The following is a 1325-nucleotide window of genomic DNA, read 5'->3' on the forward strand; positions in this document are numbered from 1 at the left end:
ATTGTTATATAAAAAGCATTTTGGGAATGCTTTTTTGTTTATTGTAACTAGAATTAAATTGTCCATTGTTAATTTGCTAGAAAGAATAAAAAAGAAGATGAAAAAATTATTAATAGTGATATTAAGTAGTTCATTTATTTTGTTACCAACAGCGACAATTATTGCTTGTAAAAATACTGATGAGTTTATTTCATATAAGGATCCAGATTGGATTTATCATATGAAAACAGAGGAATCAAAAGAGTTTACCGTTGGTTATGATAATTATTATTTATCATCGGCAAGAAGTAGTTTCGAACAAAACAATTGGTTAGACCTTAACCAAGAAAGCCATGCTTATGTTCATTTTAAGAATATTACTAATATTGATGAAGTTATGAAAAAGTTATCATTTGCTGATACTGCTAATATGCAACTCGTAACTCAGATTTATGAGCCAATAACATTTAGAAAAGCCGACAATGGTATGTATATTTCTAATCCCTTTTTAACGCAAAATACAGCTGTTGGTGGATATACTATGATGGCACAAGATAAATGACAAGACATTAAAAATAGTAAAAATATGAAACAACTAAATGATAGCTTTCAAAAAGAGTTTGATGAACGCGGAACAATTGCTGATTCGCATCCAGTTCAAGAAGTAAATGGAACAAAATTTGTATGATGAGATTCTAATAGTTGAGGAAACTTATTGCAAACAGATATTCAGAAGGAAATTTAAAGTGTCAAAAACAGGTGCCCACAATGTATTTCGAATTGATTTAAATTATCAAGAAGATTGAATAAATAATAGTTTTAACAAAGTAAAATATCTTCTACCNCACTGAGGTTTTTACTTTACAATTAAAGGTGATAATAATGCCCAATATATTTCACCACAACTAATTCCTGCAATTAATAATAACTTTCGTGCTTCCGATGTTTTGATATTCTTAAAATCAAAAAATTTTAATTCTTTTAATACTGAAGGTTATAAAAATGCCAAAATAATTTCATAATTTTCCGGTATAATTACTATAATTATCGAAAGGAGAAAAAATATGAAAAATTTGACATNANCAAAAATTTTAATGTTTATTGGCGCTNCTTGAANTTATTATAATTGGAATTTTGTTTGCGGCAGGTGTTCCAGCAAAAACTTTGATTTATGGCTGAGATACAAGTTGACCAGTCTTACTGATTTTAGGGGTTTTATATATTTTAATTNCCTTATCAGTTAAGCCGGGATTCTGATCATTATTATGAGCTTTAGCGATCACTGGTTTAGCAGTCATTTTCTTAATTGGATTCTTTGTTAACGCAGATTACCAATCACCCTGAAC

1 protein-coding gene is annotated in these 1325 nt (G+C 28.6%); it reads left to right on the top strand.

All coding sequences use genetic code 4. The features are described 5' to 3' along the window. The first annotated feature begins 97 nt into the window (after positions 1-97). Positions 98-724, top strand: coding sequence for a hypothetical protein (locus TS70_RS05455; RefSeq protein ID WP_232332510.1), 627 nt, complete (start codon positions 98-100; stop codon positions 722-724). The last annotated feature ends 601 nt before the right edge of the window (positions 725-1325 follow it).

It is taken from the genome of Spiroplasma sp. hyd1, from assembly GCF_016082235.1.
In the GTDB taxonomy this organism is placed as follows: domain Bacteria; phylum Bacillota_I; class Bacilli_A; order Mycoplasmatales; family Mycoplasmataceae; genus Spiroplasma; species Spiroplasma poulsonii.